This window comes from Bradyrhizobium sp. Ses1, from assembly GCF_059512365.1.
This window is the reverse complement of the sequence record NZ_JCAMOQ010000047.1, coordinates 48,019-73,709: the sequence shown is the minus strand read 5'-3', so window position 1 is coordinate 73,709 and position 25,691 is coordinate 48,019. Positions and strand designations below refer to the sequence as shown.

Below are 25,691 nucleotides of genomic sequence, written 5' to 3'. Positions count from 1 at the left end.
ATTCAATCGTTGAGGTTTATCGAGGAAGCCGCGATGGCTTGCTCCACTTCCTTCACCAATGCTCGGTGATGTTCGGCGAGCTTGGCGAATAGCGCTTTCTTGGTCGCGTTGGTCGCGAGCTTGCTGATTAAATCGCACTCTGCCGCTTCATTCCGAAGCTTCTCCAAGTGCGCTTGCATGTCTTTCATGAGTCGCTCCCGCAGACGGCGGGAAGATTAGGCAACATGGAATCCGCTGGCAACCCCCTGAGAAGCGACGAGATCAAGCCAAATCACGTTCCGAAATAGACCGAGATGAGATGCGAAGAGTTACTTACTTCCGGGTTGCTTTTTGCCCGGTTTTTGTTTGGTTTTCAGCTTTTCCTTAGCTTTGAGCACGTCGGCCTGACTGCGGTACGCCTTCGCCAGATTGAGGAAGGTTTCTGAGATTTCAGCATCGGCGAGTGCGAGCGCGATGCGCTCTGCGCTCTTTGCTTGTTTCTGGTATTGCTTGGATTGCCTCACCGTCCGCACTCCTTACGTAGGCAAAGCATGGCAGAAATCATAACACGAGAGCAAGGGTGCGCGATTAGACTCATGGGGCAGCGCCCTACAAGTGGGTGCATCTGGATAAGGAGGATCGCTGTGCGCTGTGGCAGCCTTAGTGCTCGAGACGACTCCGGAGCTTCTTGATGATTTCCCGCAGATTGCCCGCGTATTCTTGGACGGCTCGGCGCGCCTCCTGCAAGCGCGAAGGCTCGGGCTTTGGCGCTTCCTGACCGGAGCGATGATCCTCTGGCGGCGGCTTCATACCCTCTGGTCGGAGAAACCACACGGGCACCATTGATCTAAATCAATGAAACCGACATCCGCCATCGATGCGTCTCCGATCGCTACTTGTCTTGGCTGAAGAGCCAGGATTCAATCGCCCACCTACAATGCGGGCGCTCTACCTATTGAGCTAAGCCGGCTGAATGGTTGCGCGCTTGACCGCCTAACCCATGTTAGCGGCCGGCGCTCTTCCGCGACGATGATGTGACAGAACAGCGGGGAAAACCGGCATCATTCGATTAGGAACGAAGTCTGATTTCCTCTATTGTCGTTGCATCATCGCACTGACCTTGGCATCTATCGGTGATGAGAACGCCGGTTGCGCTCCCGCCCCCACTCAAAATAGGGAGCAGCGCATGCAAGAGCGGCGTCGTCTCCAACAATCAGGACCACTCGAAGAACGGCTAGCTGAAGAAGCAGCACGCCTGCGCAAACAGGCCCAAGGCACTCACCCGGGTATCGAACGCGAACGACTTATTCGCAGAGCACGGCAAGCCGAGACTGGAGCGCAACTGAGCCAATGGCTGAAACCATCCGCTCATCGACTGCCACGATAAGCCCGCCGTTCCGCGTTAGTTGGCTGAAGAGGAGGATTCGAACCTGCGACCACGGCATTAACGGTGCCCTGCGCTACCGCTGCGCCACTCTCCAATCTTTTCGGCTGAGCAAGGAACAAAATTGATCGACGATGGTCGATTCTGCGCCTCCGGTCCCGGTTGCGACTGCACCCTCAGCCCCCCGGCCGGAGGAAAACCAGCCGTGTGGTTGGCGGCCCCAGCGGTGACAGGCTGAGGCCGTTTCGTTGAGCCGTTACAGCGCTACTCGACCTCGCCTTTGGGACTAGCCAGCAGCATAGACTAACGTAGATCAATGAAGCTTGGTGGCCGTGGGACTAAATCACGGGGCATGAAACGCAAACGCAATCGAGCCAAGCAAACCACCTCGGCCTACAATGACGTCCGCGTTGCACCTGGTCCGGTCGCTTCAGCGCCCATTCGCCAAGTGCCGTGCGAGGGCAGCGGACATGGGCACCAATCATGAGCTATGCGTCGAGGGTCATTCTTCACCTGCCACTATCGAACGAAGACCTATTGAGCGCCTTCGTCGAGCAGTGCCTTCGCGATAAAGTTGCTCTTATTGCAGTCGTCGGAGAAGGCGCGGCGCGGATAGAGGATATCATCGACGAACTCGTGGTGGGCGACGCGTCGGATGACACGCGCTTTGTTACCACCACCTCGCACTCGAATGAGTCGGTGGAGGAGGTGTTGGAGTTCGCTGGTTGGTGGAACGACGAGCGAGATCGGCCGGTCCAAATAGTAAAATTATAGTCCGCAAGGATATCCGCTATGGGTCAAAAGCGCCGTCCAAGCGGATTGCTTGCGACGTTCGGTCCGCCCTGGAGAGCAGACCACTGAGCGCTCTCTGAAGACTTCGCCATCGGGCCAGTAGGCGACACGCGTCGAGGCGCTGAAACGGCCGAGACTGGGATGGCCTCACGCGTCATCCCGCCGAGGGAATGGCTCTTGTGTCTTCCGGCCGAGGAACATGTCAGGCATCGGCTGCCGGAGCAGTTCACGTGACCGGTGCAACAGTTCGCGCGTCTGCTCGATTGTTTGTCGGAAATACTGTTCGAGTGGAAAACGGGACGGTGTGCGTTGATCCATGAAGCGCTCCCTCGCTGTGCAGGCGGGAGCGCGACGGTCTCTCAGCCACCGACGCCTACGGGCAGAGCCTCGGCCGGTGATGCGGACCAACGATCTCCGGGCTCTTGGGTTCCAAAGTGAACTTTGGCTGGTGATTGACTTATGCTATTCGTCGGTATGACTGATGCCTCGGATGCCGGTGAAAAGCTTTTTCGCCCGTGTTGTTGCCGCCATCACTGAGGCTGAGCGGCTGACTGCTAGGAACAAGGCATGGCGGGCTGAGGTTCTTTTCAGCTTAAGGTGGATGGTCACCCGAACGACCTTCCATCCGAAGAGAGCGCACGAGGACGAACCCTTCGGGCGGTACAGAAAACGTGCGAATTGATTTCGTGGTGCAGCTGGCGTTCCCCATCCCGCTCTTGCTTGGATTTCGTGGGCATTTCCGAAACCGGCGGACGACATTTGCGAGGATGCGGGACACGTCGTTGTCGTAACGTGGCATAGGCTGCCGATGAAGGTGATTGACCCGGTCGAGAAGAAGTACCCGCGATCGCCACCGCCGACCACCATGTGCGCTTCCGGCTTGATATCGGCCGTCAACGACAGCGTACTCGCGACCTGGCGGAGCGGCTCCGCTCTGTTATCCAAGCGACGTGACGGCTGAAATGATTGAGGCCTATAAACGGCGAACTGCATCACGTTGAGGAGGACAAATCGCGTTGGCGTACCAAGACGATGTAGTCGGGAGCTTTGAGCAGGTGCTAAGACTAATACCGCCCTGGATGCGCGCGCCTTCAGACAGGGTGAAGGCCAATGCCGCATGATACGCTGCGGATTGTCTTGCGCGGGGGCGGACAAGGAAGATCAGCAGCGGCGCAGAGCTATTCACCAGTTTTGTAACGTCCGAACATTCAGGCTGCGGGGAAATGATCGAACTTGTCGAATTTTGGAAGAATTGTGATCTGAGCCAGCCTCCATACGTTCACGACGATGACCGATCATTCATTGATGCGGCTACGAACATAAGCAAGATTACCCTTCGAAGTCATCGCGCATTCGTTGAGCACCCCACCTTTGGTGACGAAAACGATGGCTCGCTTCACTTAGGACTCCTGCCTGTGCCCTATCAGGGCAATCTATTGAGGGCGGATATTTTCATCATCATGCTCAATCCCGGTCTCGGCCTCAGCGATTACCAGACCGAGGAAGATGCAGAGCACGCCGAGCAGGTCCGTTTAATCATCAGGCAGAACTTTGCTGAGGTAGAAGTATCCTTTTCTGTCCCTAAATCCTGACTACGCCTGGACGGGAGGCTTCCAGTGGTGGGAACGGAAGCTACGGAAAGTCATCCAGCAGATTGCAAGCGACCATTGCGGGAATGACTGCGCTGCCGCGCTGCGCTCGCTATCGCAGCGATTAGCTGCGATAGAAATCTTTCCGTACCATTCACGGACGTTCAAAGCAGCCTCCCTTAGGTCAAGCCTGCCATCGGTGCGGAAGGCGAAGGAATTTGTGCAAAGCCTAGTGCCGCGTGCTCAAATGGGGGAAATCACCGTCATCGTATCAAGGGGGATCAAATCAATCGGAATAGGCGACCATAAACTTGCGAACTACGATCCAAAGCTGGCTCGTGGCGCTTCGCTTGGTCCTGGGACGCAGGGAGGCGCGGCCATCCTCAGAGCGTTTGAACGGAAAACATCGCGGTGAGTTCTTTGGTGATCCCCGCCGAATGATGTGCTCAAGATCGCGATGCCAGGGCGCGGACAAAGAAGACAAGGCGGGCTAGATGCAAGATTGGAACGACATCAGATTCCTTGAAAGCACCACAAATCTCAAAACAATCATTAAGAAATCAACTGGAAAGACCCCATCAACTGAAGTCGCTCGAGATATCGCCGCTTGCTTGCAGCAAGGCAGATTGTTTTTCGAAATAGCATCTTCCGCTCCGCTCCAAGTACAGCCATTGCAGATCTATTACGGCATGGTTGGCTTTGCCAAAGCAATCGTCCTTGCGCGCAACATCCAATCAATATCAACGATCGCACAATCTCATGGGTTGTCTGGCGTAGCGCAACCCACTTCAAAAGTTGAAGACTTGACACTAAAATTCCACCAAAAGGGTTTGTTCGCGCAGTTCAATGACGTAGTCGCCTCTTTAGGTCGGCCGAATTATTTCGATAATTCTATGCCGCGCTCAGAGCCAAAGCCCTTCGACTCCGCCGCTGCATTGGGTGGTACCACTTGCTCTTTCAAAGACATCCTCGGCAGAATTCCAAGCTTGCAGAGGCTTTATCAACGGACGTTTTCCGAAGATGCAGCCTGTTGGTCGATAAGCTTCTATCATAGAGGTAATGATGTCGAGCTGCGAATTGACGATCCCCATTTGATAGCCGACAGGAATGACCTGCGGTTGGTCATAGACAAATGGCGTCAGAAATTTCCGTTTCTGCGGCAATGGTGTCTTTGCGAAGCCGGTCATGCATGTGACAACACGGTCCTACTTTCCCATAACGTTGATAAGCCCTCTAACGGTGAGTTTTCCGATAAATTCCTCATTGAAACCGAAAGTGGTTTTAGTGCAGCGCCATATCCGAGTCAGGTACGCATTCCTTTTTCGTCGATATTGCCTGCTTTGGCTGGGGGCATCACCAATGATCATCCCACCGCTATCCAACCACTGAACGGAGTTAACCTGTCGGAGTTTGCCCTACAGTTTTGCGGCGCATTTCTCCTGAGTTCTTTGGTGCGGTATCGACCCCAAGTCTGGCAGCACGCTCTTTCTCATTCGGCATTTGAGAGACGTGCAGCGGATGACCGCGCGCTTTCAATAATTGAGGCATTTTCAGCCAAAGTGCTCAGCGACTTTTCGAAGCTTGTCGAAAAATCTATCGATTGGGCAAATTCGCGAAACCTCTATGGATAGGACGTGGCTCGTGTCTTGATAAGTCAACTCCTACCCCGATGGACAAGGGGCAACCTGCGCAGTAGATGGTGTCGATCTCGCCGCATGGCTCGTCCGCAATGGCTACTCGCTCGATTACGCTGCTGAACCGGGGCGGTTTGTATGGGAATTTGGGACGTATGTCGGGATGCCGTTCCTTGGCCAGCTTGGGATAGTGGGATGCTTCTATTTTCGGGTATGGCGCTGATGGCACTACCGCCCATCACCATGATCAGCGCAGCAAGTTCGTAATGTGCAACCTCTACAGCATCACCTCCAACCAGGAAGCGATCCGCGCGCTGTTCCGAGTCATCAACCGCTACGTCGGCAACCTGCCGCCGATGCCCGGGGTGTTTCCTGATTATCCGGCCCCCGTGTGCGCAACGGTGCCGACGGCCGCGAAATGGTGTTGATGCGCTGGGGCATGCCGCCTCCGCCGAGCAAACCCGGTCCGCCCGTGACGAATATCCGCAGGACCAGCTCGCCGCACTGGCGCGGCTGCTGAAGCCGGAGAACCGGTGCCTGGTCCCCTTCAACAGTTTCGCTGAATACGCGCCGGAGCCAAATCCGGCCACGAAAAAAAAGGACGTGGTCTGGTTCGCGCTGAACGAGGACCGGCCGCTTACGGCATTTGCCGGGATCTGGACCGAGTTCAAGGGTGACCGGGGCACCAAGTCGAAACCGGTCCCCGGTCTTCATCTCGTCTATGGCTTCCTCACCACCGAGCCGAATGCGATCGTCGCGCCGATCCACCCCAAGGCGATGCCCATGGTCCTGACGACCGACGAGGAACGCGACGTCTGGCTCCGCGCACCGTGGGATGAAGCTAAAGCGCTGCAGCGTCCGTTGCCGGATCATGCGCTCAAGATCGTCCTGAGAGGGCCGGACAAAGAAGACAAGCTGGCAGCCTGACACCGGCCTGCGGTTTGGCCCGCACCGTGTTTTGGTGTCAGGAAACATCAGCATAGTGGCGCCTACCCGGTTGGGGTGAGGCGGCTGGCCTTGATCTAAATCAACGGTCGCGCTCGATCCTCGACCAAGCATTAAACTTATGACGAGGTCCGAGGAACCAGATCGACAGGCGTCGTCGAAGCCCAAGTCGTCACCCTTAGAGGAGGCGCTACGTATCCTCGAGGAGTATGCGCGCGACCTGCGCGAGATCATCGAGAAGCTGCGCCAGCGGCTCCATTGAGGGATGTCGCCTCAAAGTAAAAGCTGAGGTTCAAGGCCAGCTGCCACTCGGCCGCTCACGTTCGCCAGCTGTTCTGTCGGCCACAGAAAAGTCCTACTAGCGATCGAAGAACCAAAGCGCAAGACGTGCCTGCCAGCTTGTTCAATCTTTATCTGGAAAGAGCCGGTCGCGAATGTAGCGCGACGTCGGCGTCAAACGGACGGCTCCCGGCTTGTGCCAGGCTACCCGATCGATTTCCTTTTTATCACCGATCGTCAGCTTCCCCTTCGCGTTTTTGGCGACAAAGATGACGTCGCTCATTTTGCGGCCGGACCGCTTATTCTTGGCCTTCAGTTCTTTCCAAAGACGCACTCTGCCGACCTTGATATCTGGAAGCCCCTCCCTGAGCTCTCGTCGCAGACACTCCCTTTCGGTCTCTCTCGTCCGCTTACGGCCGCCTGGAAACATCCACAAACCATCACGTCGCCGCCTCACCAGCAGAACTCTGCCCCGCTTTGCTGCGACGAGTTTAGACGACTTGGCCATCCTCAGCTCTCCTAGCCTGGCCTAAACCTGATGAGACAGCGCCGGAGCGCGAGAAGTAGGAACCACTTACATCAATTGGTTTTAGGCCGCATCACTGGATAAGGAGATACGTGATGAAGGCGAACGTCGGCCCGGGCACTGACAACCTTACCGGTAAGCAATCCGGCGGCAGATAACCTGAAATAGTAAATCCCGAGGTGTAGTGAGAAGGGCCTCGGCAAAGTGGAAGCTGAGGCCACCGGTTGGCTGGGCCACTCAAATTGGCACCGTTTGGCCGCTCTTGTAATGCACTATAAGCCAAGCGGTTTCTATCTCTTCCGCGCGAGCCGCTTCTCCACGCGTTTCCTGCTGTTGCCGACCTTCTTGACCGCCTTCTTCACGCTCGTGGCTGATCGGCCGGTCTTCTTGGATTCATAACTGACTTCGTGCCGCTGCCCGCCGGCGACACGCGCGCGATCCTGCTTGCGACCCCGCTGTCTGTTTCTTTGCCTTTTTCGCCATTCTGGCCTCCCTTACTGTATCGGCGCAACGCGGGATGCACGTCCCTAGTTCCCGGCAAAGGGGCGGCGCTCCGGAACCAATCGAGACGACCTCATTTGATTTAGCCTTCGCCCTTGGAGTTGTGGAGTGGCGTCTCAGCGTAAGAAGTCGACAGCGATCGGCGCCAAGGTTCCCTACCCGGGCTTCATCGAGCCGGCGCTGGCCACCGAGATCGAGCGCGTGCCAAGCGGCGCCAGATGGATTCATGAGATTAAGTTCGACGGCTACCGCGTCCAGGTCCACCTAGCCAATGAGACGATCAAGGTATTCACCCGTCGCGGCCATGACTGGACCCACCGCTTCCGCAGGATCGCCGACGACGCTTGGCACATCTCCGCCGGCAGCGCGATCGTCGACGGCGAAGTGGTCGCGCCGGCCGAAGATGGCACCACGGATTTCTCGGTGCTGCAGAGCGAGCTTAAGGGCCGGTCGAAGAAAATCGTGCTGGTCGCGTTCGACCTGCTCTACCTCAACGGCCACGACCTGCGGAAGCTGTCGCTTTCCACGCGCAAGGCTGCCCTGAAAAACCTGATCGCCGGCACCGATGTCCAGTTCAGCAAGAGCTTCGAAGTCGACGGCCGTGCGATGTTCGAACACGCCTGCAAGACCGGCTATGAAGGCGCCGTGTCGAAGATCGCCGACAGCCCCTACGTTTCAGGCCGCGGCCGCAACTGGTTGAAGAAGCCGTGCGCGCAGCGGGAGACGCTGACGATCGCCGGCTTCGCCCTGGACGAAGGAAAATGGGACGGCATCTATCTCGGCCGGCGTAAGGGCGCCGAGCTGATCTACGCCGGCAAGGTCGACCACGGCTTCGATAAGGCATCCGCGGCCGACTTGCGGAAGCGCCTGACGCCGCTGATCCGGAAGACGCAACCCTACACCAAGCGGATCGCGCACAAGGGCATCTGGGTTGAGCCGACGCTGCTGGCCGAAATCGAGTACCGCGCCAAGTCGGCCGCGGGCAAGGTGCGGCACCCATTCTTTAAAGGCCTGCGGGAGGATCTATGATGGACCGCCGGAAGTTCCTGACGAGCGGCAGTGCAGGGGCAAATCTCGCTTGCTATTCCATTCAAGGCCGGGATTCCCAGGCGCGATATCTACGACAGATCCAGCTCCATCTGAATAAGGGAAAGGCGAAGGCCTACACTCGAACCGCCTGGACTGGACCAAACGCTTCTCGGTCATCGCCGGTGCCCTTGGCATCCCCGGTCAAGCCATTATCGATGGGGAACGCGTGACGAATCCTAAGTGTCCGATCTGCTTGGGCCTCGGTTGGGTCTGCGAGAACCATCCGAAACTCGCCTGGAGTGAAGAGCTCGGCTGTCAGTGCAGCGCGGGGATGCCATGCGAAGTGCAACCGGCCTGACGATGAGGGCATCGACGAACCGGACGTGAGCAAGGTCCTCGATGAGACCCCGCCCGTAAAGCATTAGCCTCGCTGCCTTCTTTCGACGATACGCTGCGACGCCGCCCCCGCCCGACGTTATCGAATATGCCGCGCTCGGCCCTGCCTGGAGTGAGTCATTGCTAGCAAGTCTAGGGTGATCGAAGCAGATGGAATCCCCCGCTGCTACGTCACGCCTGTTCGAAGCTAGCGGCAGCGAGGTGCCGCAGCCCACCACCGTGATGCTGCGTACGGTCGGACCGCGGTTTAAAATCTTGCGCTACGCGTTCGAAGCTGCAGGCCTGCACTGCAGGTCGCACTCGGCCGACGACGAGCCGCAGGTCGTGGAGACGTGGGTCTGATCGCCAAGACTTCGCTCAAAACGCGAGAAGAGCAAACGCTGTCATGACTGTCGTGAGAGCGCCCGCCGTGAGAACGAACGCGGTGAATAAACGGTCAGTGTCCAGCATGACACATCCCCAGCCCGAATTGTGAGCTGTGAAATATACATCCTTGGAGCGAGGTCTGCAGTAGCTATTTCCGGAGGGAAGGCATGGTGCTACGTCGATGGCGGGAGCAATTCAACTGATTTAAGCCGATCAAAAGAGAGCCCCGGAAGGGATTCCCTTCGGAGGCTGTCGAAGTTACTGCTCTGAAACGCTGGGGGAGAAACGGGACTTCTCCAACCGGCGCGCAAGCGTGCCATGCCGACCGGCGCGATCAACAACCTGGGTTAAGAGCCCCCCGCGGGGGCGATCACCAGCCCCACCGTCGTCCGATCCTAACCCACATTATTATTGATCTCACGAATTTCTGCGCCATCTGTGTGCAGAAGTGCACAGACTTCCTGCCCACGCGGCGCTTGGCTCGGCGTGCAACCTCCTGGCCGATCATCTCGATTCCTCCAGACCAATGGTCGGCCGAAGAGGAAGCGCAGCCCCGGCGTGCTCCCCCACGAAAGTCGCGTCGGGGCAGCGCTCTCGCCTATCGACGGAAACGGATGCGCAAGCGCTGGTTCGGATTAAGTGAACGACGGGACATGATGATGACGCCGCGCGAGGAACGCGACATGCCCTACATTGTCGGACTCGCTGTGTGGCGGCGGCAATGATGGTCGCGTTTGCTGTGTTTTGGCGATAGCGCGCAGCCCGCTGTTCGCGCGGCGAAATGAAATCATATCGGGGTATAACCTAAAAACGCCGGGACGGCGGCACAAACTGCGCTGCCCTTGCGGCGTCGGCGTGCTTATCGTGCGGCGCTGGCTCTCGCCGATCACCTACAGCCCCCAGCCCCAGTGGTCGGCCGAAAGACGGCACGCCCCGGCGTTGATCCTGCATGGTTGGCGTCGGGGCACTCCCGTCACAACACCGATCACCAGCCCCACGGCCCATGGTCAAAAGAGAGAGGCCCGCCTTTGGGACGAGCCGCCCGCTCGCATCAGCGCCTATTCCCCGCGCCCATGCCGATGCCCTCCATGCCGAATTGCGGGATAGGTGGCCGCCAAGGCCGATGCCGTAAGGCCCAACGGCACAATCCGCGCCTGACATCCAGGTCACCGTGGTGGCTTTCTTAATCTAAGTAATTGATCCCCCAGGTCGGCATGGCACCCTACCAGTGCTGGTGGAGAAAAGTGCCGTTTCTCTGTCAGCTGCTCTTAAACCCGAATGACTAGCCCCCTCTTCTGGGGGCTTTCTTTTGGTCTGCGGCGGGGCAGTCGAAACAAATGAGCAAGCGGCAGCGTTTGTTTTCATTGCGCTAAAGTGTTGCGTTGATGGTCGCGCTTGGGATGTTCTGGCGATAGCGCGTTACGACTACTTTCACGGGGATGAATTGAGCAGCACGCGGCTGATAGTGGTACGCAAAATCCTTGCCGAGCACGGGCCGATGACAGCAGAAGCCATGGTCCGGGAAATGCTGAAACTCGGCCATGACGTGTCCGTTCACGAAACGCTGCCCGGCAAAGTCTCTTCGCTTCTCATAAGTCTGTGGCGGCTGGAAAAAGCCGGCATGGTCGCGCGTGAAGGCAAGGGCCGTTCGGCGCTGTGGCGGTTCAGCGTATCACAAACGCAAACACCGCACCGGACTTGAAGGCTACAGCCGCATCGGCAGCGCCAGCGGATCGCGGACGGCTCGCCATAGCGCCCGATGAACGCCGCCAATTGCTCCGGAATTTCGCCCCGTTCCGGGCAGCGCTGGCGCAGCTCGGCGGCGATCTCCTCCGCGGCGTCCTGCGACCAGCCTTCGCTGGATCCGGATGGGGTTGCGGTACTGGCCCTCCATCAGGTGACGCAGCACGGTCTCGCGGTCAGTGTCCTCCTCGTGAGCGGCGGTTTCATCGTGACGCGCTTTCCGCAACTTTTGGTCCCGCTCATGGCCAGGTGGGAGCGCTTTAGCTTCCTCGCGTAGGCACTTGGCCTCTTCGATCAGACGATTTTCGAGTGTTTGAGTCACCTTGAAGTGATGCCGCTTAAGCATAGCGCTACTCCCTATGCCTGAGTGGGCGGGAGCGCTACCGTTATCGAGCGTTCTCATCACCGATAGATACCAAGAGCCGTGCGGTGATGCCCATCAACGTCCCGGCGGGGGTATTGGCTGCGGGGGTTCCAAATGAGGAACCAACCGGGGCGCCCTACTCGCTTAAGGCTTCCTGCACCAGCAAGGCCAGCGAGTTCATGCCGCGACGCACATCGGTGTGGCCGGTCGCAATCCACACCCGTACGCCCGACGCAATCGGGATCACCGTAGGCGTCCATCTGCCAGCGCCGCCACGGCGGCCTTCAGCGTCGCCGCGTCGACCGTACCCGTGATCCGCATCCGAGCCCCGGCCGCAAACTCGATCTCGATCGACCCGCCGCTGCTCGCCGGCGCGACTGGACAGGGCGTCGGCCCTGATTCCGCGACCACCATCGCCGGTATGAAGCCGGGTTGATGGGCGACATCCTTTGGCTCAGGCTGAAACGAGCGTCGCCATCGCAGCAGCAATGAGCGCGAAACGCCATATCGCCGCGCTGTTGCCGCGACTTGGCGCGGCGCCTGTAAGCTCTCCAGGACGGTTGAGCTTCTCATCCTCGGACCAGCGCCGCCGCCGGCCCGTGTCCACCACCTCAAGCCGTTCGACTTGGGCACTGCGCCTATCGCTGTCCATAAGGACAGTTCTCAACAACACGCCTCATTCCGCAAGGCGGCCTTCACCGAACGGATACGTATGTGCCGGAGCCGAATGGGCTGCGCGTCAATTTTCGCTGGCTAGATAACTTAGCATAGTTGTGCAGGCGGCCTCCGCCTCGGCAAAAGTTTTGAAGGGCGAGCCAACGACCCTGATCGCGCCACGGCTCTGTTCAAACGGGCGCCATGACGCGACATAGCCGGGACTTCCGCGAAAGCCAGGGCCGGTAAGACTTTCGAAGCTGATCACGAATGAATAGCCGTCGCTGCTGGCGCTCCATATTTCCATGTGCTCGACGGCACGATGGAAAAGCAGGGACATTTGCAGTCACTCACCTGTGGTCGCCAAGTCAATTGGTGCTAGCCTACCGCATTCGCAATCCATCATCCTGGGGTCGGCGACCCGGCAAGTGGTAGCAGCGGAAAAAACTGCATTGCTGTTGTATTCGCGCAACGCTCCTTTCTGATCTGCGGCGATATGCTGGCGTTGGCTGGGGAGAACCGCGATGTTCGATGTCTATCTAAACGGCAGGCGCGATTTGCTCGTCGTTCGCAGGGGATTTCCAATCCCTCCTGGCGGTGCATCAGGCAGGTGGCGCAGGCGTAGGAAACGCGTCGCCAGTGTCAGCGAAGAGATTTGGCGGGCGGTTCAGAGGCAAGGCTACTACATGCGGAAACTGAGCGGTCTCAAGTAAAACTAGCGGGTTGGCTTGGTGCTTGCACTTGAGGCCTAGGCCGCTGTTTGCTTCGACCGCTCCGAAAGGTCGTTGAGCCGATACACCCTAAAGAGCCATGCGTGACAGTCTGGATGTGGGCGCCGTGGGATGAGGCGGAGACATTGCAAGCAGCCGTTGCCGGACGACTTCTCAAGATCGTGATGCGCGCGGCGGATAGATCGCTTCGGGCCGCACATTTCGATCATCGTATCCAAGATACTGGAGCGCGAGATCAACATTGTGATGGGGTTGCCGGCAGCTTGTCGGCTGACCTCTATCAGCGCGGCCTCCACTCACAAGGTCTCTGACCGATGTCCCGATCCCTTTGCAGATCAGCTTCGAGTTCTTCGATAATGGCGTGAAGCAGACACGTGGCAAGCGGATCTGTGACTTCCCGCTCCAACAGGCGATAGCGCACGATCTCCACTTCTCGGTCTCTCAACTGGCGCTCTGTCATGATCCCATGCCCTCCGGCAAACCGACGTGGAGGCGGCTGAATTGTTTCGCTAAAATTTTCGGATCATTTCCTATGGTTGCTAATCCGTGAAAATGAGGCGAGCGCCGTGCACCAGCCGTATCCGATGTCACCCGAGAACGGAGGAGAAATCCGTCAATCCCCATCGTCTGAATATTTGCCATATTAATTCTGGGGTTAAATATATAACACGTAAATTAAACAAATTAAATGTGGACGCTATTTAAATTTGGATTAAGATTGGAGCACTTGGCGCCGGATGAACGCGTCAAGGATCTCGGAGAAACGGCTCCAGCATCCTGCCCCCTTGATGTCGGGGCCGTTTCTTCGAAACGGTGAGGTGAGACATGCGGTTCCTATCACCGGGTGACCTGTTTCTTGTCTCCGCCATGACAGGGGCGGTGTTACTGGTTGAAATCGGACTTTTCATCATTGTGGGCGTGATCTGACTTCCGTTGGAAAACCGGGCAGTCAAAAAAGTCGGTGGAGGCAAGCGTGCAAATATTCGGTGGTCTCCAGCTTTCGCGCCGCACCAGCTAGGTGCATTGCCGCAACTCTGGTTCTTTGTTGCCGCCGAAAATGTACTAAGTTCCCTGGCTCGAGGGGATTGCACCAATGGCGACCTATCGCGCCTATCTCTTGGATGAGACCGGCCACGTCGCGAACCGGCTCGATCTGGAATGTCCAGACGATGGGACAGCGAGAGAGCGCGCGAAGTCCCTGCTGCATGAGAATGGCTTGGAACTCTGGTTGCGCGACCGGCGCATCGCCGTGTTCAAGCCCAACGGGCGGGCAACCATGAAGACATGACGGAAGGCTCGAACAGCTTTTGATGGAGGCGAGGATTCCACCTTTTCAGCCGGCCCAGGAGGTCCCGATTATGTTGATTGCAGATAGGTTTGACAGCCGGACCTTTGCCCACATGCAAGTCGCGCTCGAAAGGGCTTGTCAGGCGCTGCCGCAAGGCAGCAATAATCATGAGGCTCGCCGTCGCATTGCGAGCAGGATTATCGAATGCGCGGAAGGCGGCGATCGAACGCTCAGCGGCCTGACCGAGGTCGGGCGACGGGCCGCGTTGGAGCTGACGCCACACCAGGCTGCCTAGCCCGCCATACCAACAAGAAGCCATCTACCTCACGGACGCTTCCGTTCGCGTACGAGCAGATCGGCGATTGATCTCGGGGTGCAGCCCTTCCCAGAGTTCAACGGCAGGTCTCGCGGTACCTTCGGCAATTGCCCATGCCTTCCTCGCCCAGGCGTTCCTTATTCAGGCATGCGGCTCTCAGTTCTGCACACACATCGCCACGACGAGCGCCCCTTTGACAGGTTTCCCGATATCGCCGGCAGCCGCCTTCGCCCCTCTCACACGACCGTCTTAGCTCCTCACATTGCCCGTAGACACGCACTCCGCCAGGACCGATGTCGAAGCCCTGAGACATAGCTGTACCGGGCGACAGGGAAATGACCATCAAAGCGAAAACAACCAATGCAGAGGTTCTCATTTTTAACCTCCGAAACAAGACAAGGAAACTCTTGTGGTTTTGTTCCGCCACCCACTAGGCAAGACCCTGGACGATCGCGGGGGGTGAATCGGTCGCGGGCCGCGACGCTGCACCGAAGCGACAGCGGCTCCTGCGCTCCGAGAAATTTTCCCCGCCATACTGGCAAGAGATTCGGAACGAAAGCTCACGCCACGATTTCAGAAGCCATGAGACCGCCGCCCGCCGTTAAAACTACACGGCGCATGTCGCGGATAGCCAAAGGTCGCAAGACCCGCTGTTGTCGGAACAAGCGCTCGCGCAGATAGCCAAAAGCGGCGGTCTCCGGCTCCATTTGCCAGAGGTGCTCGGCAAGTTGGGGGGAGGACGGGTGGCGTGGGCGTGGGTCTGTGGTGGGCGGCATTCTTACCCCGTGATGTCCAACCGCATTGACATAGACCACAAACACAGCCGCGCCATTGTTCGAGAGATCGGCGAGAGATTGCGTGCGTTGCTGAAACCAGAGCCGGATTTACCGGCGAACGTTCCAACGCAAATCAACCGGCTCCGCGCATTGGAAGAGCAGTCACCATCGATCATCCCAGCGGCCGAGCATTGGGACAAGCCGCGCCGGTAAGCTGCGATGGGGCAGCACGGACGGCTCGGCGGAACAGGGGCGAGCAGTGTCATCGGTTAAGGTTCGTGCGTCAAAAATTTTGAGTGAGTTCGGTGAGGCACAATCCGAACTGATCGGCATCGCCGTCGTCCTTACTAACGGAAAGGCCGGCGCGGTCGAGAACGTTTGGCTGGATGAGTTGCACGGCCTTCGGATTTCGATCAAAGGCCACAATGGGAAATGGCCGGTCTCAACCATCAAGTTCCCTGAGGACTAGTGTCTTGCACCGGCCCGCGCTGTCCACCTGCGCGCTCTTTTCAGAACATTCCGATCAGGATGAAGACGCCGACCTCGAGCAGAAACGTTGTCGACATGATGGCGACGGTCAGGAACACATCGCCCGTTGAGAGAGGGTTCATGCTGCCTCGCATCTCGCGAAGCCCCCGTCATGAAATGCACATGGGTTAGAAAGGTTTCGGTTCCAAACACGGGAGGTGCGAGCGGCGCCGGCCTATCGCATTTCGAGTTCTTTGATTGCCAGAGCCGAAATTTGGGCGGGGTCCTTGATGCCGGATTGCGCGATCTTGATGACCTTCTTTGCGATCATTTCCGTTAGAGGGTCGTCGCGATCCTTGACGCACAGGGTATGCAATGCGCGCTCGTAAGCCGCTGTGATGCGGCTGATCTCCTCCGGCTTCACCCCGGAGTTTAGCAACAGTCGATAAATGGCCAATTCTCACCGCCCAAGTCCATGCCGGCGAGCAAGGAAACCACAGTATAGGAACCTTGTACACGGTCGGAGAACTACGGGCGCTTGGCTTCCCGTCCAGCCGCCACGGCTACTGCTTCTGCTCGCGCGCAGCAGCGCCGCTCTCGTCCTTGCTGGAAAGAGCCAAGTCCTCGACCCGCTCGTTGAGGTCAGCGGCCTTCTCCACCAATGCGGCCGCCAGGTTGGGGGCGGAAGTCGATTTTGCAAAGCGGAGCAGAGTCGCTGCCGCTTTGCGAGTATACTTGCCTCTCACGATCCAAATGTCCGCGCTTTTCCCAGCACGCTCATGGCGCGTGACAAGGCCATTCGCTCCACAGCAAGTCCTAACTTGGAACGATCGGGCCGGGCGGCCGTTCGCCCTCTGCGTCTGTTGGGACGCCTGTAGGAGAAAGCGGCCCTTGCTCCTCTCTCCGAGGCAGGGGCCGCTTTCCATTTGGAGTGCCTGGATGTAGAGCCCCGTTAGAGCCCGTGCGCCTCCGTCAGAGCGCCCTGCTGCCATGGCGCAGCCGTGAAAGCCGAATACCGTCCTGGACGGCCATTCTAACAGGTCGGCCCGATAGCAACGCACTAGACAGCCTCTCTGATCGGCACGCAGGCCGTGAGCCGGATTTTTCCCGCATCGGTAAACCAGAAGCGCGTCCGCACGCGCTTGCCGTCATATCCGCGATAGTCGAGCGAGAGGCCGTCCCCCTCCGGCATCAATGCGTCGATCCCGAAAGCATCGGCTGCGGATGCCGCGAGCCTTTGACCCCAGTACCATTTCATCGCGGCTCGGCCTTGAAAGCGCCCACCCTCGCAGCACTCGACCGTAGCCGTCTCATCATAGAGATCGAGCAAATCATCCAACCGACCCTGCTTACAGGCGTCGATCCAATCGACAACGATATCGATCGCATCGAAGCCCTCGCGAGCGTTCGACATGTTCCACCTCCTCGTTGACGCTTCCCGCGGAGATGAGTACGGGCTCTGGCCTGAATGGACTGTGAACCGCCCAAATTCTGCCGAGAATTTTTCAAGTTCCGGCAACCATTAGTCTCCTCGCGCGTCTTGCTCACGCAAGGAGTGCGCAATGACCGACGGCGAGCAACAGCGGGAACTGGAAGAGCGGGTGATGCGCTACCGCATGATGGAACGCGAGGTCACCGACCCGCTCGCAATCCGTCTCTTGCAAGACATCGTTGCAGAAATGGAAGCGGACCTATGGAGTCCCGAGGAGTAGTTCAAATCGTCGGCAGCCATCGGGCGTGACTGGGCTTTTTCAAGGACGCCGTTTCCTACCGCGGCGCCGAGTGTTCGTGATCTAGCCTTAGGGCTGCTGGCATTTTGTGCGCAATGCTGGCGACCTCGCCAGAGCTCCAACAGCCCGGTCGTCAAAACCGGGCACACGGACACGGGCACACCAACGGAGCCCCGGGGCTAATCGACGGCGCAGGCCTTATCCTTGCCATCGGCTACGGCGTGTAGTGGCTGGTAAGGCGCCGCCGTAAGCCGACGGACGTTTGATAGTCATCCCTCTGGAAGAGAACACGCGGGTTGGGGCTTGCCAGCGCCGCGTGCTCGTCCGAGCCGCCAAGATTTTTCACAAGCCCAGATATTCACAAGCCCGAAAGATCGACTGGACGGGCCAAGCCGACTGTGCAGGCCGGCCTTAGATGCATGAGAGCGTCACCTAGGTGGGCTGACTGCCGCCCAAGTCCTCACGTGAGCCAATCGCCCTTGCTATTCAATTTCCTTTTCACGAGCTGCTCCAGCTCAAGCGCCTCGATAGCAAGCTCATCACCTAAACGCTTGAATAGCTCGCGTTGACTTGGATCTGTCGCCGACACACTCAAGATGGCAAAGTGCTTTGCATCAGCGCGGAGTCGGCGCCACTTTCCTGTGAGGTCCTTCATGGCTCACTTCCTTGGTTTGAGTGGGACGGAACTCCACCCAGCGTTCGGCCGGCGCCCAGGGACTGGCATGTGTGTGCCGCGTCAGATACCTTTTTTCGAAGAGCAAGCAGCTGAGCCCTCTCCTGTTCCAGCCGATCAACCACGATAATCACAACTTGAGAGTCCTTTTTAGGATCAGCCTCGATCGGAAAAGCCATCTCCGTCTCCCTCGGAAAAAATAGCATGACCCGCTACGAGCAGCCGTCCACCTAACTGGGTTAAGCGGAGGCGCGATTTCCAGGCTATGGCGGCAGACATTCCACAGCCTAGCGTACAAGAAAATTCGGATGGGTGCGACAGGTTGCAGAGGCGGAACGATTTCTTTTGTGCCAATTGATCAGCTCATAGCGTCGGGGATTCCTTGGCGTGGCGTTTCAGCGTAAGAAACCGGTGCCGATCGGCGTCAAGGCTGCCTACCCCCGCTTCATCGAGCCGGCACTAGTCACGTCCGCCGACGGGCAACATCGGGACGGTCCTGCTCGGCAGCAATCAGCGTCTTTTTTTGTGACTGAGCTTCTCGGCGTGGACGAAGTCCCACACCGTCCGGTCATCGACCTTCAGACCACGCTCGGCAAGCTCGGCCACCAGCCCGCGCAAGGTGAAATCCGCCGTCCGGCAGCGTTGCACCAGCCAATCACGATGCTTTCCCGAAATCTTCTTCGGCTTGTAGCCGCCGATCTGGTCCGGCTCGACGCTGCCGGTCTCGCGAAAGCGCTGCACCCAGAGAATGGCCGTGCTGATGCCTATACCAAATTGCGCCGCCGCCTGATGGCACGACAGGCCACCCTTGCAAACGGCGTCAACCACGCGCTCACGCAGGTCAGTCGAATACGCTCGCCCCATCCATGCTGGCCTCCTTCCCAGCCAGCATGTTGAATCAGAACCGAGCTGATTTGGGAATGCTCAATCGATTCAAGCTAATCCCACCCCGCTCTAGTCATCTGGAACGCAAGTTCGTCACATTATATGATGGCTCGAATCTCTGTAGAGGAGAGCGCTTGTGGCGAATGCAGGTGTTAGAGGCCGGCCAATCGAGCCGTTGGTGCTGAGTCCGCAAGAGCGAGCATATTTGGAGAGGCAGGTTCGTCGTTATCGTGTGGCCCGGTCGCTATCTGAGCGGTGCCGCGCGATCCTACGGTGCGCAGATGGCTTGCCAAGCAAATCTGTGGCTGCCGAACTTGGCATCCATGAACACACCGTTGGCAAGTGGCGCCGCCGACTCTTGAAGGATCGCTGTGATGGCCTGCTTGACGAAGCCCGCCCTGGCCGCCCTCGAACCATCAACGACGATCAGGTTGCTGAGGTAATCGAGCGGACATTGCGTACAACGCCGCCCGACGCGACGCACTGGTCGATCCGCTCGATGGCTGCGGAAACTGGCTTTTCTCACACTACGATCCGCCGAATGTGGACAGCGTTCGGCTTGCAGCCGCACCGCAGCCAGACATTTAAACTGTCGAGCGATCCGCTATTCGTCGACAAGGTGCGCGATATTGTCGGGCTTTACCTGTCCCCACCGAACCGAGCCGTTGTCCTCAGCGTTGATGAAAAGAGTCAAATACAAGCACTCGATCGCGAGCAACCGGTCTTGCCGATGATGCCTGGCGTACCGGAACGTCGCACGCACAGCTACGTGCGGCATGGCACGACCACGCTTTTTGCCGCGCTCGACGTCGCTTCCGGGTTTGTCATTGGCAAATGCTACAAGCGCCATCGGGCGGTCGAGTTCTTGAAGTTCCTCAAAGAGATCGACGCTCAAATCCCTGAGGGGCTCGCTGTCCATATCGTCATGGACAACTACGCCACCCACAAGACGCCCAAGATCAAAGCGTGGCTCGCTCGCCGGCCGCACTATCATGTTCACTTCACGCCGACTTCTGCGTCATGGATCAATCAGATCGAGCGCTGGTTCGCTGAGCTCACCAGAAAGCAAATCCAGCGAGGTGTTCACACCTCCGTCAGGCAGCTCGAGGCCGACATCCGTACCTTCATCGAACGGCACAACAACAACAACCCGAAGCCCTTCAAATGGACCAAGTCCGCAGACCAGATCTTGGCCTCTGTCAAACGCTTCTGTCACAAAGCTCAGCAGACATTATGTGGCGACCTTTAGATTCACGTGACTAGCGTGGAGCTCATTATTAGAACGAAACAGGAACATTCTTTCAAGTTACAAGTTGGGACCGGAGCCAGATTTTTTGGAGGTTCATCATGGCCGACAACACGGAAAAGGACCCGAATGAGTGGGTTTCAGGACATGATCCGATGACGGGCGCCCAAGCGTCATACCTCAAGACCCTTGCGGAGCAGGCGCACGAGCCCGTCCCAGGAGAGAAGGAACTCACGAAGGCAGAGGCGTCCGAGCTGATCGAGCAACTGCGGAAGAAGGCCGGGTTGGGGAAATAGCCTGCCCTCCCGTCAGCGGCCGCCGTTCCGCACCGATCTCGCGGTGGAAAAGCAACTGCTCCCGCGTTTGCGAATCCCTGCCCTGTGCTAGCTCGCCGGAACGCAAGTTGAGCTCGCGGATTCGTTTCGCGCACCAGGAGCCGTCCAAATACTGATGACCAGGGAACGGCGCGCGACGATCCGGACGCTGCGAGGATGGGCCATCTCCGTGCTGCAAGAAGTGGGCGCGATCCGCGAATGCGAAGAGCACGGGTGGATGCAGGACCGCACCGACCCGCATGTCCGCGATCGCGCCTTCGACATCGCCCGCGAGTACCCGCCGCTTGGCGTCTCGTCTCAGGCGGCCGCCGTCGCGATCGCCGAAGTGCTGGACTCAATCGGCGACACCTGCCCGGAGTGCCCTCCCGACGACGCGGCTTAAGGGCTGCGACGACTCGACCGCGGACCTCTATAATCCGCGCATGGTCCTACCCGATCCCGAGCAAGGCGCTTCGACCGCGTCCTATCGCAAGATCATCCACATCGACATGGATGCGTTCTATGCCTCCGTGGAACAGCGCGACAACCCGGACCTCCGCGGAAAGCCGGTCGCGGTGGGTGGCTCGGCGGAGCGAGGCGTCGTGGCTGCCGCGAGCTACGAAGCCAGGAAGTTCGGTGTGCGCTCCGCGATGCCGTCGATCACGGCGAAACGCCAGTGTCCCGATCTGATTTTCGTCAAGCCGCGCTTTGAGGTCTACAAGGCCATCAGCGGGCAAATTCGCGAGATTTTCGCGGAGCACACGCCGATCATCGAGCCCTTGTCACTCGACGAGGCCTATCTTGACGTGACCGAAAATCTTCAAGGCATCCCGCTTGGTAGGGACGTCGCTTCGCGCATCCGCGAAACGATCAAGGCCGCGACGGGCCTCAACGCTTCGGCCGGCATCTCCTACAACAAGTTTCTGGCGAAGCTCGCTTCCGATCATCGCAAGCCGAACGGCCAGTTCGTCATCTCGCCTGAGATGGGACCCGCCTTCGTGGAGGGGCTGCCCGTGGTGAAATTCCACGGGATAGGCCCGGCGACGAGCGCGAAGATGAATGCCCTGGGCATCTTCACGGGTCTCGACATGCGCAACCAGACGCTGGAGTTCATGAACGCAAACTTCGGCAAGTCCGGCGCCTACTACTACTGGATCTCGCGCGGCGTCGACGAACGGCCCGTTCGAGCCAACCGGATCCGAAAGTCTGTCGGCGCGGAAAACACGTTCGCGACCGATCTAACCGAATTCGACACCATGGAAGCAGAGCTCGACCCGCTGATCGAGAAGATCTGGCTACACTGCGAGTCGACGGGCACCCGGGGGCGGACGGTGACGCTCAAAGTGAAGTTCGCCGACTTCGAGATCATCACGCGCAGCCGGTCCGTCTCTTCGGCGGTCGCGAACCGCAACGATCTTGCACAACTGGCCACTAGCCTGCTGAAGGACAACATGCCCCTTCCGAAAGCGGTGCGCCTCCTGGGGGTCTCGCTATCTTCCCTGCAAGGCGGGGACGACGCGAAGCCGCAACTGGATTTCGGGATTTGAACCGACTGGGGCATCCACTCATCATACCGCTGTAGCTCAGTCGGTGCGGATGTCTGCTGTAGCCCTAAGAGGAGGCACTAAATCAGACCTCACAAGATGTCGGGGATGGGCCACTTCCGGACTCACGCATTGCAACAAGAAGCCTACGCGATCACCTCGTCTGCGGCGGCAAGCAGTGTTGGTGGAAAGGCAAGACCGAGCGTTCGGCTGCCTTGATAGTGGTGCGTACACATTCAATGCTGCAGAGATGCCAATCCGCAGGTGCCAGCGAGACGGGCTGACACCTTCCGTCAACATCCGAATTATTTACGCCGAGGCCTCGCCTCCAAGTTCCGGCCTCGTCGGTGCGGTGAGCGCCAGCACCGCCACGGCATCCGCGATCCTTGGCGTGTCTGCATAGGTCACCATATGACCGGCATTCTCGACCAGATCTAGCTCGGAATGGGGTAACGCCTGGTGCAGGCGGCGCGATTGGTCGGGCTCGATGAGCCGGTCATCCTTTCCATGCACGATCCTGACGGGACATCGGATGCCCTGATATTGAAGCGGCAACTGTGCGGCGGCTGGAAGAAGAAACGCGCTCTCTTCGGCTGCCGCCCTCAGTTGCTTGGGCCGGAGAGACAGTGAGATCGGAAATTCGTTCTTGAATTCCGGCGGAACGGCACGCGGCGCGAACAGCGTGCGAATAAGCTTCGGCATAAGGGGCCACGATGTGATCGGCGAGATGGTGTAGCGCATCAGATCGCCGAGCAGTGGCAGTGCCGGACCTGACATGAGCCAAAAGTCCATCCGAAAGGTCGGAAAGTAGTAGCCGGACGCGAGCACGAGCCCACTTACGGCATAGTCGCTTCGCAGCGCCAGCGCGATCGCCACCAGCGTTCCCCAGGAATGGCCGAGCACGACGGGATTGCGCACGCCAAGCTGGTCAAGAGCCTTTGCGAACAAGGTAGCTTGCGTTGTGGCCGTCCAGATGCGCATGCGGGGACGGTGGCTGTAGCCAAACCCTGGCCGGTCGAAGCAAACGACGCGGTAGTCGGGGGCTAGGCGGTCGACCAGACCGCTTAGGACGAGATCCTGAATCATGGTGCCATTCCCGTGGAACAGGACCACGCAAGGCGCGGCGGCATCGCCGCGTTCGACATAATGAAGGCGCACTCCGTCGCACTCGATGAAGGCGCCGATCGGCGGGTTCTTTCGCTCCGCTGCCACCTGAAACGCAATATTGCCGAGGATTAGAACGATAAGCCCGGCCAAGACTATCAGCAGGACGGTTTCAGTTGTGGACATCGGGTCAATCCTTAGATGGTCCGCGCTGGCGGGTTACTTCGAATGGGTGGAGCAACCGCGACCTTGGCCAGTGCGCGGCGACCACTAAGGGGTCGCGTGCCCCAAGAACGGATACGCAGCCATCTGCTTCGAATGCTTCCGGAAGGTGTCGATGCGCCTGCTTGTAAATTCTACAATGACGGCGAAAAATTCGAATGGCGACCTGATCGTCACAAGTCTCTGACCGAATTCAAAAGCAAGTTGCATGTCGGCTTGTGCCATTTCCAGAAAATTCGCTTGATAAGCCTGCAGGCTTGCCGTCACTAAAGAAAGATCAAATCCCTTTGTATTGTTGTCCCTCATCCTCTGACGGAAGCTATCTTGTAAGGCAGCCATCTGATTCTCAACGATGGGATTCTTTTGCTTTGACTGCTTTGACTCGTCATGACGCCTGCGCGATTCAGTCGAGCCTGCGGCAACAGAGCGCAGAGGGTTGTCTTTCGGGCTTCTAACAACAGCCTGCTTGTTCCGTCAGGCCGGTACCGCTTTTCTAGGGCCGCGGGCGCGTTTTGACGCTATCGCTCGTTTACGGTTACTCATCTGAGGCTCCAAAGAATGGGTAGCTCGACCACAACGGTCATTTCTAAAACATGCCTTGCGGTGTAGCGTTCCTAACGCGGGATTACCCGCGCGCTCGCCGCAACGCGGTCTCTAGGTGAGCCCTCTCCTTCTCCCAACGCGCTTCCTCAGCCTGCGCCTTTTCCTTGATAAGCTCGAGCTCAGCCTGAAGGTCGGCAGCGTTCTGTTCGTGCTTCCGGCGTGCAGCATCCAAGGCGTTTTGTGCGTTGTCGACGGCCTGTTGCCGTCGCTCGCGCTCCTTCTGCCGAGCAGCCTCTTCCCTCGCGCGTTCACGCTCGCGCCGCTTATGCTGCCTCTCGAAAGCGAGTGCGGCCTTTCGGTCGGCCGCCGCGTCTTCGGTTGGGTTTGTATGCTGCTGCGGCTTTCGGCTTGCCGACTTGCGGCCAGCCTTTTTCGATCTGCCGTCGCCAGCGAGATCGCTCGGCAGTTCCGCGTGCTCCTTGAATGCTCCGCTGGAGCCGACAGGGCGCTTCAGAACGACGCCCGGCGCCGCCATGGTCGCGGCGATGACGTCGGGATCCTCGCTTTGCTTCGCCGCTCCCTGGTGAAAGAGATTGCCTTCGGCGCCCCAGGCTTCCAGAGCCGCTTTCATCGAGGGCGCCGCCACCGCCAGATCGAAGAAGCCGAGCGAAGTCTGGTACGTCTTCAGCTTCCTCGCCATTTGCTCGTGCTCCTGCGCCCCTGCTAGACCACGAGGCGGTCGAAATCGGTCGCAACCCGGCTGTTCGGGAACGCCTTCGTCGCCTCGGCCAGGATTTCCTCATCGGTGTAGCGGCCCGAGATGTGGGTCAAGACGAGCAGCCTGACGTCGCTCTTGGCTGCGAGGGCGGCCGCCTCCGCCGCAGTGAGATGGCCGTAGTCCCGCGCGATGGCCGCATCGCGATCCAGAAAAGTGGCCTCGATCACGAGTACGTCGGCGCCGCGAACGTGCTCGGCCAAGCTCTCGGTAGTTTCGGCATCCCCCACGATGACGAGCTTCTTCTGCCCCTCCGGCGGCCCGAGGACGTCTTCCGGATCAATCGTCCTGCCGTCCGCCAGCGTCACTGGCCTTCCTTCCGCCAGCTCCTTCCGAACCGGGCCGTCCGGCACGCCGAGCGAGATGAGGCGGTCCGGCCGAAGATGACGGCGGGCCGGGCTTTCAAAGGAAAATCCGAAGCTATCGGTGTCGCGGTGGCGTACCGGAAAGCAGTCGATCGCGAATTCGCCGGCGTCGATGACCTGGCCCGCCGTCAACGGAACGAGCTGCAGCGGAATAGGCGCCCTTCCCTCACCCCATAGGCCTGCGAGCATGCGGACGACGACTTCGAGTGTGCCGGGACCACCCTGGATCGTCATGACTTCGGTGCTCTGCCGCAGTCGCAGGGTCGAAAAGAGACCAGGAATGCCGAGCACGTGGTCGAAATGGCCATGGGTCAATAGCAACCGGTCGAGCCTTCGAAAGTCAGCCCCGGCGCGCAGCAATTGGCGCTGCGTTCCCTCTCCGCAATCGATCAGGATGCGATGATTGCCCGCCTCGACGAGAAGCGCCGGATGATTACGTTCGGCCGACGGGACGCTTGCCGACGTCCCCAGGAAGGTGAGCGCGAACATTCGTCGCCTAGCGTCCCTCTTCTCGGTGTGGCTTGCCGAAA

31 protein-coding genes, 1 tRNA gene and 3 pseudogenes are annotated in these 25,691 nt (G+C 58.8%); 17 read left to right on the top strand and 18 right to left on the bottom strand.

Features of this window, described 5'->3' with window-relative positions; all coding sequences use genetic code 11:
- Positions 1 to 2: 2 nt before the first annotated feature.
- The 3 genes from AC5ZG5_RS35650 to AC5ZG5_RS35640 form a co-directional block, all read right to left on the bottom strand.
- On the bottom strand, positions 3 to 188 hold the full coding sequence (locus AC5ZG5_RS35650) for a hypothetical protein (RefSeq protein ID WP_130229592.1): 186 nt from the start codon (positions 186 to 188) through the stop codon (positions 3 to 5).
- Between the two features lie 120 nt (positions 189 to 308).
- The gene (locus tag AC5ZG5_RS35645; protein ID WP_456647266.1) at positions 309 to 503 is read right to left on the bottom strand and encodes a hypothetical protein; all 195 of its coding nucleotides are present in this window, start codon (positions 501 to 503) and stop codon (positions 309 to 311) included.
- 883 nt (positions 504 to 1,386) lie between these two features.
- Positions 1,387 to 1,460 (bottom strand) — tRNA-Asn (locus AC5ZG5_RS35640).
- Between the two features lie 386 nt (positions 1,461 to 1,846).
- Between AC5ZG5_RS35640 and AC5ZG5_RS35635 the strand changes: the two genes are divergently transcribed.
- On the top strand, positions 1,847 to 2,137 hold the full coding sequence (locus tag AC5ZG5_RS35635) for a DUF7684 family protein (RefSeq protein ID WP_456646859.1): 291 nt from the start codon (positions 1,847 to 1,849) through the stop codon (positions 2,135 to 2,137).
- A 480-nt stretch (positions 2,138 to 2,617) separates the two neighbouring features.
- Here the strand turns inward: AC5ZG5_RS35635 and AC5ZG5_RS35630 are convergent, their stop codons facing one another.
- Positions 2,618 to 3,052: a hypothetical protein gene (locus AC5ZG5_RS35630; RefSeq protein ID WP_456671299.1), complete on the bottom strand. Its 435-nt coding sequence runs from the start codon at positions 3,050 to 3,052 to the stop codon at positions 2,618 to 2,620.
- A 326-nt stretch (positions 3,053 to 3,378) separates the two neighbouring features.
- Here AC5ZG5_RS35630 and AC5ZG5_RS35625 point away from each other — a divergent pair, with 326 nt between their 5' ends.
- From AC5ZG5_RS35625 to AC5ZG5_RS35610, 4 genes and pseudogenes are all read left to right on the top strand, one after another.
- The gene (locus AC5ZG5_RS35625; protein WP_456646858.1) at positions 3,379 to 3,747 is read left to right on the top strand and encodes a hypothetical protein; all 369 of its coding nucleotides are present in this window, start codon (positions 3,379 to 3,381) and stop codon (positions 3,745 to 3,747) included.
- Positions 3,748 to 4,238: 491 nt separating this feature from the next.
- Complete coding sequence (locus AC5ZG5_RS35620) at positions 4,239 to 5,375, top strand: YaaC family protein (RefSeq protein ID WP_456646857.1); 1,137 nt, start codon at positions 4,239 to 4,241, stop codon at positions 5,373 to 5,375.
- Between the two features lie 269 nt (positions 5,376 to 5,644).
- Positions 5,645 to 6,305, top strand: a pseudogene (locus tag AC5ZG5_RS35615) (SOS response-associated peptidase).
- 139 nt (positions 6,306 to 6,444) lie between these two features.
- The gene (locus tag AC5ZG5_RS35610) at positions 6,445 to 6,585 is read left to right on the top strand and encodes a hypothetical protein (RefSeq protein ID WP_496138731.1); all 141 of its coding nucleotides are present in this window, start codon (positions 6,445 to 6,447) and stop codon (positions 6,583 to 6,585) included.
- Between the two features lie 141 nt (positions 6,586 to 6,726).
- Here AC5ZG5_RS35610 and AC5ZG5_RS35605 read toward each other — a convergent pair whose 3' ends face one another.
- Together AC5ZG5_RS35605 and AC5ZG5_RS35600 are read right to left on the bottom strand one after the other, a co-directional pair.
- Positions 6,727 to 7,110: an NUDIX hydrolase gene (locus AC5ZG5_RS35605; protein ID WP_130229599.1), complete on the bottom strand. Its 384-nt coding sequence runs from the start codon at positions 7,108 to 7,110 to the stop codon at positions 6,727 to 6,729.
- A 308-nt stretch (positions 7,111 to 7,418) separates the two neighbouring features.
- Positions 7,419 to 7,586, bottom strand: a pseudogene (locus tag AC5ZG5_RS35600) (DUF3606 domain-containing protein); the annotation flags it as partial.
- A gap of 151 nt (positions 7,587 to 7,737) precedes the next feature.
- Between AC5ZG5_RS35600 and ligD the strand changes: the two are divergent.
- The 4 genes from ligD to AC5ZG5_RS35580 all read left to right on the top strand — a co-directional run bounded on the left by ligD (position 7,738) and on the right by AC5ZG5_RS35580 (position 11,440).
- Positions 7,738 to 8,658 carry a non-homologous end-joining DNA ligase gene (gene ligD, locus AC5ZG5_RS35595; protein ID WP_456646856.1) on the top strand — a complete coding sequence of 307 codons (921 nt, stop codon included), beginning with the start codon at positions 7,738 to 7,740 and terminating at the stop codon, positions 8,656 to 8,658.
- Positions 8,659 to 9,204: 546 nt separating this feature from the next.
- Positions 9,205 to 9,396, top strand: coding sequence for a hypothetical protein (locus AC5ZG5_RS35590; RefSeq protein ID WP_456646855.1), 192 nt, complete (start codon positions 9,205 to 9,207; stop codon positions 9,394 to 9,396).
- 1,468 nt (positions 9,397 to 10,864) lie between these two features.
- Positions 10,865 to 11,122, top strand: a complete 258-nt coding sequence (locus AC5ZG5_RS35585) for a hypothetical protein (RefSeq protein ID WP_456646854.1) — start codon at positions 10,865 to 10,867, stop codon at positions 11,120 to 11,122.
- A gap of 57 nt (positions 11,123 to 11,179) precedes the next feature.
- A complete protein-coding gene (locus tag AC5ZG5_RS35580; protein WP_456646853.1) occupies positions 11,180 to 11,440 on the top strand; it encodes a hypothetical protein in 261 nt (86 codons plus the stop codon).
- Positions 11,441 to 11,663: 223 nt separating this feature from the next.
- Here AC5ZG5_RS35580 and tnpB read toward each other — a convergent pair whose 3' ends face one another.
- The 3 genes from tnpB to AC5ZG5_RS35565 form a co-directional block, all read right to left on the bottom strand.
- Complete coding sequence (gene tnpB, locus AC5ZG5_RS35575) at positions 11,664 to 11,774, bottom strand: IS66 family insertion sequence element accessory protein TnpB (RefSeq protein WP_456646852.1); 111 nt, start codon at positions 11,772 to 11,774, stop codon at positions 11,664 to 11,666.
- Positions 11,771 to 12,100 carry an IS66-like element accessory protein TnpA gene (tnpA, locus tag AC5ZG5_RS35570; RefSeq protein ID WP_456646851.1) on the bottom strand — a complete coding sequence of 110 codons (330 nt, stop codon included), beginning with the start codon at positions 12,098 to 12,100 and terminating at the stop codon, positions 11,771 to 11,773. Before tnpA ends, tnpB begins: the two co-directional genes overlap by 4 nt.
- A gap of 166 nt (positions 12,101 to 12,266) precedes the next feature.
- On the bottom strand, positions 12,267 to 12,521 hold the full coding sequence (locus AC5ZG5_RS35565) for a hypothetical protein (RefSeq protein WP_456646850.1): 255 nt from the start codon (positions 12,519 to 12,521) through the stop codon (positions 12,267 to 12,269).
- Positions 12,522 to 14,005: 1,484 nt separating this feature from the next.
- On the opposite strand from AC5ZG5_RS35565, the gene AC5ZG5_RS35560 reads away from it, so the two are divergent.
- The 3 genes from AC5ZG5_RS35560 to AC5ZG5_RS35550 all read left to right on the top strand — a co-directional run bounded on the left by AC5ZG5_RS35560 (position 14,006) and on the right by AC5ZG5_RS35550 (position 15,761).
- The gene (locus AC5ZG5_RS35560) at positions 14,006 to 14,200 is read left to right on the top strand and encodes a hypothetical protein (protein ID WP_456646849.1); all 195 of its coding nucleotides are present in this window, start codon (positions 14,006 to 14,008) and stop codon (positions 14,198 to 14,200) included.
- 969 nt (positions 14,201 to 15,169) lie between these two features.
- Complete coding sequence (locus tag AC5ZG5_RS35555) at positions 15,170 to 15,505, top strand: hypothetical protein (RefSeq protein ID WP_456646848.1); 336 nt, start codon at positions 15,170 to 15,172, stop codon at positions 15,503 to 15,505.
- Between the two features lie 46 nt (positions 15,506 to 15,551).
- Positions 15,552 to 15,761 (top strand): PRC-barrel domain containing protein, encoded by a 210-nt coding sequence (locus tag AC5ZG5_RS35550; RefSeq protein ID WP_456646847.1) that lies wholly within the window; start codon positions 15,552 to 15,554, stop codon positions 15,759 to 15,761.
- A 234-nt stretch (positions 15,762 to 15,995) separates the two neighbouring features.
- Here AC5ZG5_RS35550 and AC5ZG5_RS35545 read toward each other — a convergent pair whose 3' ends face one another.
- The 3 genes from AC5ZG5_RS35545 to AC5ZG5_RS35535 all read right to left on the bottom strand — a co-directional run bounded on the left by AC5ZG5_RS35545 (position 15,996) and on the right by AC5ZG5_RS35535 (position 17,174).
- Positions 15,996 to 16,184: a hypothetical protein gene (locus tag AC5ZG5_RS35545; RefSeq protein ID WP_245475047.1), complete on the bottom strand. Its 189-nt coding sequence runs from the start codon at positions 16,182 to 16,184 to the stop codon at positions 15,996 to 15,998.
- 139 nt (positions 16,185 to 16,323) lie between these two features.
- A complete protein-coding gene (locus AC5ZG5_RS35540; protein WP_456646846.1) occupies positions 16,324 to 16,506 on the bottom strand; it encodes a hypothetical protein in 183 nt (60 codons plus the stop codon).
- A 314-nt stretch (positions 16,507 to 16,820) separates the two neighbouring features.
- On the bottom strand, positions 16,821 to 17,174 hold the full coding sequence (locus AC5ZG5_RS35535) for a nuclear transport factor 2 family protein (protein WP_456646845.1): 354 nt from the start codon (positions 17,172 to 17,174) through the stop codon (positions 16,821 to 16,823).
- 148 nt (positions 17,175 to 17,322) lie between these two features.
- Between AC5ZG5_RS35535 and AC5ZG5_RS35530 the strand changes: the two genes are divergently transcribed.
- On the top strand, positions 17,323 to 17,472 hold the full coding sequence (locus tag AC5ZG5_RS35530; RefSeq protein WP_456646844.1) for a hypothetical protein: 150 nt from the start codon (positions 17,323 to 17,325) through the stop codon (positions 17,470 to 17,472).
- A 478-nt stretch (positions 17,473 to 17,950) separates the two neighbouring features.
- Here AC5ZG5_RS35530 and AC5ZG5_RS35525 read toward each other — a convergent pair whose 3' ends face one another.
- Together AC5ZG5_RS35525 and AC5ZG5_RS35520 are read right to left on the bottom strand one after the other, a co-directional pair.
- Positions 17,951 to 18,145: a hypothetical protein gene (locus AC5ZG5_RS35525; RefSeq protein ID WP_456646843.1), complete on the bottom strand. Its 195-nt coding sequence runs from the start codon at positions 18,143 to 18,145 to the stop codon at positions 17,951 to 17,953.
- Between the two features lie 487 nt (positions 18,146 to 18,632).
- Positions 18,633 to 19,027 (bottom strand): annotated as a pseudogene (locus AC5ZG5_RS35520) (helix-turn-helix domain-containing protein); the annotation flags it as partial.
- Between the two features lie 157 nt (positions 19,028 to 19,184).
- Here AC5ZG5_RS35520 and AC5ZG5_RS35515 point away from each other — a divergent pair.
- The 4 genes from AC5ZG5_RS35515 (at position 19,185) to dinB (ending at position 22,155) form a co-directional block, all read left to right on the top strand.
- Positions 19,185 to 20,297, top strand: coding sequence for an IS630 family transposase (locus AC5ZG5_RS35515; protein ID WP_496165494.1), 1,113 nt, complete (start codon positions 19,185 to 19,187; stop codon positions 20,295 to 20,297).
- Between the two features lie 98 nt (positions 20,298 to 20,395).
- Entirely contained in the window at positions 20,396 to 20,590 is a 195-nt protein-coding gene (locus tag AC5ZG5_RS35510) for a DUF3072 domain-containing protein (RefSeq protein WP_496165492.1), read from the top strand.
- Positions 20,591 to 20,738: 148 nt separating this feature from the next.
- Positions 20,739 to 21,011 carry a hypothetical protein gene (locus tag AC5ZG5_RS35505; protein WP_456647230.1) on the top strand — a complete coding sequence of 91 codons (273 nt, stop codon included), beginning with the start codon at positions 20,739 to 20,741 and terminating at the stop codon, positions 21,009 to 21,011.
- A 40-nt stretch (positions 21,012 to 21,051) separates the two neighbouring features.
- The gene (gene dinB / locus AC5ZG5_RS35500) at positions 21,052 to 22,155 is read left to right on the top strand and encodes a DNA polymerase IV (protein ID WP_456647228.1); all 1,104 of its coding nucleotides are present in this window, start codon (positions 21,052 to 21,054) and stop codon (positions 22,153 to 22,155) included.
- Between the two features lie 306 nt (positions 22,156 to 22,461).
- Here the strand turns inward: dinB and AC5ZG5_RS35495 are convergent, their stop codons facing one another.
- The 4 genes from AC5ZG5_RS35495 to rnz form a co-directional block, all read right to left on the bottom strand.
- A complete protein-coding gene (locus AC5ZG5_RS35495; protein WP_456647240.1) occupies positions 22,462 to 23,442 on the bottom strand; it encodes an alpha/beta fold hydrolase in 981 nt (326 codons plus the stop codon).
- Positions 23,443 to 23,526: 84 nt separating this feature from the next.
- A complete protein-coding gene (locus AC5ZG5_RS35490; protein ID WP_456647239.1) occupies positions 23,527 to 23,817 on the bottom strand; it encodes a phasin family protein in 291 nt (96 codons plus the stop codon).
- Between the two features lie 286 nt (positions 23,818 to 24,103).
- Positions 24,104 to 24,721 (bottom strand): cell envelope biogenesis protein TolA, encoded by a 618-nt coding sequence (locus tag AC5ZG5_RS35485; protein WP_456647048.1) that lies wholly within the window; start codon positions 24,719 to 24,721, stop codon positions 24,104 to 24,106.
- A 23-nt stretch (positions 24,722 to 24,744) separates the two neighbouring features.
- Positions 24,745 to 25,650: a ribonuclease Z gene (gene rnz / locus AC5ZG5_RS35480; RefSeq protein ID WP_456647047.1), complete on the bottom strand. Its 906-nt coding sequence runs from the start codon at positions 25,648 to 25,650 to the stop codon at positions 24,745 to 24,747.
- Between the last annotated feature and the right edge of the window lie 41 nt (positions 25,651 to 25,691).